This window comes from Rhodococcus sp. (in: high G+C Gram-positive bacteria) (assembly GCF_049286785.1).
Taxonomy (GTDB): domain Bacteria; phylum Actinomycetota; class Actinomycetes; order Mycobacteriales; family Mycobacteriaceae; genus Rhodococcus_F.
Window position 1 is genome coordinate 1 of sequence record NZ_JBAQEO010000724.1, and the last position, 7,880, is coordinate 7,880.

The 7,880-nt window shown below is 62.0% G+C and carries 7 protein-coding genes and 1 riboswitch; of the genes, 2 read left to right on the forward strand and 5 right to left on the reverse strand.

From position 1 onward, the window contains the following. Nucleotides 1-300: 300 nt before the first annotated feature. Both WAW17_RS26205 and WAW17_RS26210 read left to right on the forward strand, forming a co-directional pair. Nucleotides 301-2,178 carry a DNA/RNA helicase domain-containing protein gene (locus tag WAW17_RS26205; RefSeq protein WP_422335789.1) on the forward strand — a complete coding sequence of 626 codons (1,878 nt, stop codon included), beginning with the start codon at nt 301-303 and terminating at the stop codon, nt 2,176-2,178. A 105-nt stretch (nt 2,179-2,283) separates the two neighbouring features. Next, the gene (locus tag WAW17_RS26210; protein WP_422335790.1) at nt 2,284-3,144 is read left to right on the forward strand and encodes an HNH endonuclease; all 861 of its coding nucleotides are present in this window, start codon (nt 2,284-2,286) and stop codon (nt 3,142-3,144) included. 157 nt (nt 3,145-3,301) lie between these two features. Here WAW17_RS26210 and WAW17_RS26215 read toward each other — a convergent pair whose 3' ends face one another. From WAW17_RS26215 to WAW17_RS26235, 5 genes are all read right to left on the reverse strand, one after another. Next, nucleotides 3,302-4,255 (reverse strand): HNH endonuclease, encoded by a 954-nt coding sequence (locus WAW17_RS26215; RefSeq protein ID WP_422335791.1) that lies wholly within the window; start codon nt 4,253-4,255, stop codon nt 3,302-3,304. A 279-nt stretch (nt 4,256-4,534) separates the two neighbouring features. Continuing rightward, entirely contained in the window at nt 4,535-4,900 is a 366-nt protein-coding gene (locus WAW17_RS26220) for a hypothetical protein (RefSeq protein ID WP_422335792.1), read from the reverse strand. A 28-nt stretch (nt 4,901-4,928) separates the two neighbouring features. After that, a riboswitch (SAM riboswitch) is annotated at nt 4,929-5,040 on the reverse strand. Nucleotides 5,041-5,231: 191 nt separating this feature from the next. Then, entirely contained in the window at nt 5,232-6,881 is a 1,650-nt protein-coding gene (locus WAW17_RS26225; RefSeq protein WP_422335793.1) for an NERD domain-containing protein, read from the reverse strand. 279 nt (nt 6,882-7,160) lie between these two features. Continuing rightward, the gene (locus WAW17_RS26230) at nt 7,161-7,394 is read right to left on the reverse strand and encodes a transposase (protein WP_422335794.1); all 234 of its coding nucleotides are present in this window, start codon (nt 7,392-7,394) and stop codon (nt 7,161-7,163) included. Nucleotides 7,395-7,688: 294 nt separating this feature from the next. Next, on the reverse strand, nt 7,689-7,880 hold a 192-nt coding region (locus tag WAW17_RS26235; RefSeq protein ID WP_422335795.1), incomplete at its 5' end, for a hypothetical protein.

Consider the following 7,880-nt stretch of genomic DNA (forward strand, 5'->3'; position numbering starts at 1 on the left):
ACACCCTGGTCAGCAACCCTACCGACACTAGATCCGACAGCCGACGATCCGACTCCGGCTTCACCCATCCACTACGCGGCACGCCGACACGATACCGCACAACCCTCTAACTGAACGGTATTGCGTCTAACCGCATAACCACCCCAGAGGAGTCACGCGACAAACTCGTACACGGACGCCCTGGGACTTGACCCTCCGCTAACCTGTTTCATGCGGCCCGACGGACTTCCGCTGTGATCCACAGCCACGGACATGCCCCCACCCGCACGACTGGATTCGTGCTGCCCGGGGGACCCCACTGTGACCTTGCTTCGTACTTCAGCCGACAGAATTGTCGGCATGGCTCATCCCGAGTCGCTCGCTGAGCAGCTGCTGGAACAGATGCTCTTTCGCACGGGTCACCGCGCCAGCGAATCCGAACAGAAGTCCTGGAGCCGCAGTCTGCCTGTGTTGGCTCGCGACCTGGTCGACGCAGGTCTTGGTGGCGTCGAGATGCTTGTCGAATACCACCTGCCACTGACGTCGCAGCGCGCTGACGTCGTACTCGCGGGAACACACCCCGATACCGGTGCGCCGTCATATGTGGTGGTCGAACTCAAACAGTGGTCAGCAGCCACGCACTTTGAGGACAGCGCCGAGCTCGTCGAAGTCCCGGGCATGCCTGGCGGACCGAAGCTGCACCCCGTCGCTCAGGTGAAGGGGTACTGCGATTATCTTGCCGACTTCGCGAAAGCCCTCGCCGACCAACCCGACGCACTCGCGGGCATCGCGTACCTTCACAACGCCACCGATGCCGGCGCAGTCGCAGACCTGCGAGCCTTCCCCGCAAGCACCACTGCTCGCCTCTTCACCGCTGCAGACCGCGGCGATATGCTCACGTTCCTCAAGAGCCGCCTCTCAGCGAACGCCGGCCACACTGCGGGCGACACGCTCATTCGTTCGGCTGTCGCACCGTCCCAGCAGCTGCTCAAAGTTGCGGCTGCCGAAGTGCGCGACCGACCGCAGTTCCACCTGCTCGGTGAACAGCAGCTGGCCGTCGATCTTGTGCTCCATACAGTTGAGCAGGCCCGCGCACACGACACGAAGCGAATCATCGTTGTAACCGGTGGTCCCGGCAGCGGTAAGAGCGTCATCGCGCTTTCCCTCGTCGGCGAGCTGGCGAGGCGAGGTCGGACGGTCATACATGCCACAGGTTCACGCTCGTTCACGCAGACCCTTCGCAAGGTGGCCGGCGCCCGCGCGCCTCGAGTGCAAAAAATGTTCAAGTACTTCAACCAATTCATGACGGCCGAACGCAACGGACTCGACGTTCTCATCCTCGACGAGGCACACCGCATCCGCGAAACGTCGGTCGACCGTTACACCAAAGCCGACTTACGAACCGACCGCCCGCAGATCGACGAACTGATCGCCGCCGCCAGAGTTCCGGTGTTCTTGCTCGACGAACACCAAGTGGTCCGGCCTGGTGAAATGGGCTCACTCGAGCAGATCCAACGCCATGCCAAGACACTCGGTCTCGAAACGCAGCACGTGCACCTCGGAGAACAGTTCCGCTGTGGTGGCAGTGAGGAGTACGTGCTGTGGGTCAAACGCTTACTGGGCCTCGAGGAAGGTGGCCCTTATGAGTGGAAGGGCGATCCGCAATTCGCGGTCCGGGTGGCCGACACTCCTCAGGAACTCGAGCACCTCCTCGCCCAGCAGCAGGGCCGTGGCTACTCGGCACGCATGACAGCTGGATACTGCTGGCCATGGAGTAACGCTCACAAGGACGGATCTCTCGTACCCGATGTTCAGATCGGCAACTGGGCGCGGCCTTGGAACAGCAAGAGCGACAGGCGTATCGGCGACGCGCCGCCCGCGCCATTGTGGGCGACCGAGGATGGTGGTTTCGATCAGGTCGGATGCGTCTATACGGCCCAGGGCTTCGAATACGACTGGAACGGCGTCATTATCGGTCCTGACCTGGTGTGGCGGGATGGCAGGTTCAAGACTGTCCGCGCCGCGAACCGGGACCCCGACATGCGGAATTCGAAGAAGATCGGCGACGTGCGGTTCGACAAGTTGGTCCGCAACGTCTACAAGGTGCTCCTCACCCGCGGGATGATCGGTACCGTCATCTACTCCACCGACGCGGAGACACGAGATGCGCTACAGGATCTGGTGAACGAAACAGTCTGACAGAGCACGACCGAACTACGACACGACACACACGAGCACGGCCCGACAGGCTTCCTTTTCAGGACATGCCTCTACCCGGCGCGATACCGGATAGGCGCATGAGCGTTGACTGCATGGGTATTGGTCATATCGAAGGATTACCCCGATCACTGGGACCTGGCGCAGAAGGATGGCTTCTGGGATACGCGGCCACGCACCAAGATCGAACCGGACGATGACATCTTCTTCTGGATGTCGGGCACGGGTCTCATCGGATGGGCACGAGCAACCTCCGCAACCTTCGAGTTGACGGCTTCCCATCCACCTGCGCACTGGCACGACGTGACAACCGGTGGATACCGGTGGCGCTTCGCCCTGGAGGCGCAGAGCTCCGCACCCCTGAGGCAACCACCGTGGAAGGAGATGGCTGCAGCCACCGGAATCACCGTTCCGGCGAGTAATGGTCGCATCGAAGTGAAGGACCCCAAGGGACAGGCTTACCTACGCGCATTGTTCGAGGGGGCAATCAAATCCGACGAGGCTTTCGCCAGTGGTCTCACCACCTACAAGCCAGGCGACGACCTCCGCAAATATGCGCAGCGAGACATCGCGATACGGCGCGGACAAGGGCAGTTCCGAGACTCCTTGATCGACGCATTCGACGGCGCCTGCGCGATCACTGGGTCCAAGGTTCTCGCCGTGTTGGAGGCCGCACATATCGACCGCTACTACGGCGACCACACCAACCACGTGACCAACGGCCTGCTACTCCGGGCCGATATTCACACCCTGTTCGACCTCCAACGCATCACCGTCGACGCGTACTTGCGGATCCAGGTCGCGCCCACCCTGATCCACACCGAGTACGGCAGTCACCACGGTATGCCCTTACGACTTCCAGCGAACCCGAGTCATCACCCGGATCGCGACGCCCTGCGCCGGCATTGCGAGAGCTGCGATTGGACTTCTGCTTCGCAGAGTCCGTAAGCGATGAATATCGAATGGGCATCGGGAGCGAATGCCGTCTGGATCCTCGGGTCAGACGGCATATTTCCATCAGCTTTCACGGACCTGGCACCGACTTCGGACGTACCAAACTGCATACGGAAGAATGCGCGCCGCCGACGCTGTCAGCAGTTGGGTGCTACCCCGCTGAACGGAACCCCTCGTAACTCTGCTCGAGCAATTCCCGATCCGGTCGCTCTGCCCGCACCGATGGAATCACCATCAGCGTCTGGCCGTGCCGTTCTTTCAATCCATATTCGAGCATCGGCCCGTCGATCTCGATGAGCAGGTCTTGTCGAATTTCGACCACAAGGTCCGGGCGAACACCCAGAATGCGTGCATCGAACGCCGCATGGTGAATCTTGCACATTGCCAGTCCATTTCGGACAGACGCAATTCCGCCATCATCGGAATCCGGCACGATGTGCGCCGCGTCCAGTAGTTGACTATGCCCAAGCGCGCACACCGCGCATCGGGTGTCGTACGCGCGCATCACGGTGGACCGGAAGACAGGCTGATGCAATCGCCGCTTGGTCTCCGCCACGATGTATCGGCGGAGATGTTCCTCAACAGGCGACTCCGTCCGGTGCAAATCGCGCGCCACTTCCGTTGCAACAACGAACTGATGCTGCTCGGGTTCCTCGGCGACAATGAAGACCGGGTAGATCGGCTGAAAGCGACTCGGGCCCACGCCGTAGAACCAGATCAGCGGAACCTTCAACTCCATCGCTGCACGAAGGCCGCGGTTGTCCATGTTCTCCGGATTTTTCCCGGACCACTTGTAGCGAAGGAACCCGTCCACGCCGACTGCATCCTCGTACGGTCGGTCTTCACCAGCAGGACGGTACGTGGTGCTGATTGACAGCGCGGAGGCGAGCTGACGTGGTTTGCGAATACCGCGAGTGGGATCCATCAAACGGAACATCTCACCGTCGATGGTGAAGTCGAGAAGTTCTTGTCGACTGATCGAATCGAGACCATCATTCGTGCGGACTGCCAGGAATTTCATGGCCTCGCTACGCAAACGCGTATCAAAATCTGGTGCCACGACGTTGGCAATTCCAGGTATGTCCGCCACCGGTTGTTCCTTCACGTACTCAGCCTTCCCGCCGCAACAGAACGACAGTAGCCGACGGTTAGGACAGGTATCGATCTAGACTCGCACGCCGCGACCAAGCTCAAGGCGACCGGGCCACCGTCAGGGGTGCCCAGGAAGGTTGAGAAAGCCAGGTAGTTACTGAGTCTCGGACACGTGTGTCCGGCGACTTACGGACTCGAACGAACTGCCCGTCGAACTCCGCGGACACACCGTCGCCTCCACTTGGCGGACCTCAACGGCAACCGGAGCGCTTCCCACGTGGCTGTTGAGGCGTCATCCATCAGCAAGATCGCGGCGCACGCAGTCGGACCACTGGTCTGGCGCAGCCAGGCAGAACAGGTAGTAGCCGCGCTCGTTCGGCACCGCCAGGACGTGCCACTGGGGCCTCCACTCGGCGTACCCGACCGAAGTGTCCAAGGCTGCGGCCAAGCGGGCGGGCTCATGGTTTCGGTGTTCGAGTCTGCTTCCGTCGAACTCGGTGATCACCACTCCGTCGTTCCCCACGAACGACCGGACAGGTAATACGAATGTGTCTCTCGCCCAGGACTTGCGTGCTTGAATCCAATGCACCTGATGTCCGGGGGTGTAGAGCTTGCAGCCGTGATCGACAGCGGGAATGCGGTCAGATCGGTTGGTCATGACGACTCCTCGGGTACCGCCCACAGGGCGGGCGCTCCTGCTCCCACCGGTCGGCGGAAGCCGCTTCGTCACCCGAGCCACCCTCGAGCGTGGGGTTGGCGTGCCGCCAAGTCGGGGCTTGTCGACGGCATCTCGTGAAGCTGGTGACGACTGTACGCTCGACCCCCGACAAGCGGCCGGAACAAGCTGTTGCACGCAAACGCCCGCTCGGAAACCGAGCGGGCGTATCGTATGTACCCCTACCAAATAGAACTCGATCAGACCAACCGGTCTCCGAGCCCGGCAGGTACACGGCCTCGCCAAGAACCAGGAGAAGGTTCTAGAAGGAACCTCACAAGCCCAACCGCTTCGCCAGCTCCGCTCCCCCGGCCTCACGGATGAAGTCCGGATCCCCGCACACCACCAGCTGATCCCGCGCCCGCGACAATCCCACATACAGCCTCTCGCGTGAGCGTTCCTGCGCCACTTTCTCGTTCAGTGCCAATACGACAGCACGGCGTTCGAGCCCCTTGAATCCGAGCACGTGCCCGTAGAACACCTGCTCGGTATCCCAGAAGCTGTCCCAATATGCCGCGTTGCCTTCTGACTGCCGGCTCACCTGCTCCGGATGCCGGCTGCCTGTGGCAAGCAATGCCAGATCCTCGGGACGCCACCCTTCGTCCATCAACGAATCGATCTGGTCATCGGCCACCGCCAGCGCGTCTTCCGCCTTGCAAGGCACGAATCGAACCTCCGGACCGTCCCCACCGAGCAGACGCATTCGCTGCCCGACCAACGGTGTGAACGAATCCGCAATCTGGCGGGTATTACGCAGATTGTGATCAAGCACCAACGGAACCAGTTGCACCGGAGGCACACCCTGCCGGTCGAACACCCGCTGGCCCTCATCGCTGAAGACGTAGATTCCACCGTTCTCTTCGTCGCGCAACGCCGCGAGCAGTGGCCCCCACCAGTCGTCGGCGAAGTCCTGCGCCTCATCGACCACGACGGCATCGAAGCGCTCCCGTAGAGGCAGTTCCGACGCCAGCTCCGCCATGTGGCGCGGCAGGTCGTGTTCCCAGAACTGCACGGTATCGGTGTTGCGGATGCTCTCGTCCGGGCCCTCGGGTGCCCCCCACCTCTGACCGAGCGCATGGAACTCGCCCACGTATGCCGGACGCTCCTTGTACGACCACGTGGCGGTCAACCGTTCGAGATAGGACGCCAGCCCGTGCGAATAGCAGATCAGTGCCACCCGTTTCCCTTGCTTCGCCAACCGGCGAGACTGCTCGACGGCGAGGAACGTCTTGCCGCTTCCGGCGCCGCCCCTCACCTCCACCCGGTTGAGCAGCCGGATCGCGTCGAGGATCACCGCCTGCTGAGCGGTGAGAGCGTCGGCGGCGTCCTCGTTCGCGATCGCCCGTGCGACCACGTCGCGTTGCGGAAGTCCACGCCCGGACAGCACCGTGGTGAGCTGGTCGACCCCATCGGCGGACAACGCCGGCCGATCAAGCTGCTGCTCGGCCAGCACATGCTGCAGTCGCGGCACCACCTGGTCGAGCTCGGTGCGGTCGATCACTTTCCAGCGCGGGCACTCCGGCAGGCCGAAGTCGTCGGCGATCTCCGCGTTCGGGAAGACCACCACGTGGTCCCAACGGAGCCGTCCCTGACTCCACCGCGGATCGGCCTCCACGTAACTCCGAAGGGCGTAAAGCGCATCTCGCGCCTGCCGGACCGGGTTGATTATTGTGGGCCCTTTTCGCTGCTCTTGGTACCAATCGGTGCCGTCGTGCCAGATCTGCCCGCCCTTCACCTCCAGGCACACGATCCCGTAACCCTCAAGCGCGACCACGAAGTCGATCTCGTGGTCCTTGAGCCGGTCGGTGACCCGCTGGTTGGCCACCACCAAGTCGCCATCGCCAAGCTGACCAAGAAGTGCTCTCCACACCGACTCCTCGGCACCGTTCACCAGACGCGGGTTCTCGGGAATTCGGATCACCATGGCATCAGCTTTGCACGGAGTGTTTGATCCAACGCGGACAGCCGTAGCCGGGGACCATGTTGGTTATTGGTTTGCGACTTAAACACTTCGTGGCAGGTCTCCAATACCGGCTTCTTGACATTCGTCGCAACGTTCGCACATCGGCGATGGAGTACGAAACCACCGTCGACAAGCACCTATCACCCATGACACCATCGAAGGAGATTCGAACGACACACCGAGCAACGAAGTTGGCCCTGCGTTGAGCATTGAACAGGCCCGTACGCCCGACCGTCGATATCACTTCCCTGCATCTGGAATATCCCTTCGCGCTGAGATCGCCGGCCCCGCTTCGCCTCCGGCGCTGATGGAGCAGAAATCCCGCCACGCCACGCCGGCCTGGGATTGGTAGATAACGCCCTCGACCAACTTGCGGTTGTTCCGGAAGGGACGCCCACTGCGTCCGTCGGAGGAGGGCAGCATCGGTTCGATCAGCGCCCACTGGGCGTCGGACAGGTACTCGGTACGTGACACGACTCCAAATGTCGTCGAGGGACTTTCTCCGATAGGAGACACACTCAGTTCGCTGACTTCCAACGGTACTCACCGTCAGAGCCGATACCACACATCATCGGAGTGCCCTTCGTGGTGACTCCGGTCTCCCCCGGCGTGTCACAGAACGAACCGGGATGCACAGTGCCACTCGATTGCTGGCGTGTCGGAACTGGCGGCGGGGCGTACTCCGTCGTGCGCTGGTTGTAGGGCGTCCACGTCGAGCCGCACAAGGCGTCGCCTTCGGCGCCCATCGCTTCCCTCCAATCGGCGTCACTACAGGAGTACTCGAGCGATTGCTGAGTCGTCGGGGGTGGGGTGTACTCCGTGGTCGTACTCGTCTCCACCTGAGGCACCAGCGGTACGGGAGCGGGAGCCGTTGTTGTGGTCGTCGCCGGGGCAGGTGTTGTGGACCGGGGAGGTGTCATTGTCGTGGTCCGAACCGCTGAACTGGTCGTTGTCGACACG

Coding starts and splice junctions, on each gene's coding strand:
- WAW17_RS26225 (WP_422335793.1), bottom strand. CDS start 6,881: ATGGTGATCCGAATTCCCGAGAACCCGCGTCTGGTGAACGGTGCCGAG.
- WAW17_RS26220 (WP_422335792.1), bottom strand. CDS start 4,900: ATGACCAACCGATCTGACCGCATTCCCGCTGTCGATCACGGCTGCAAG.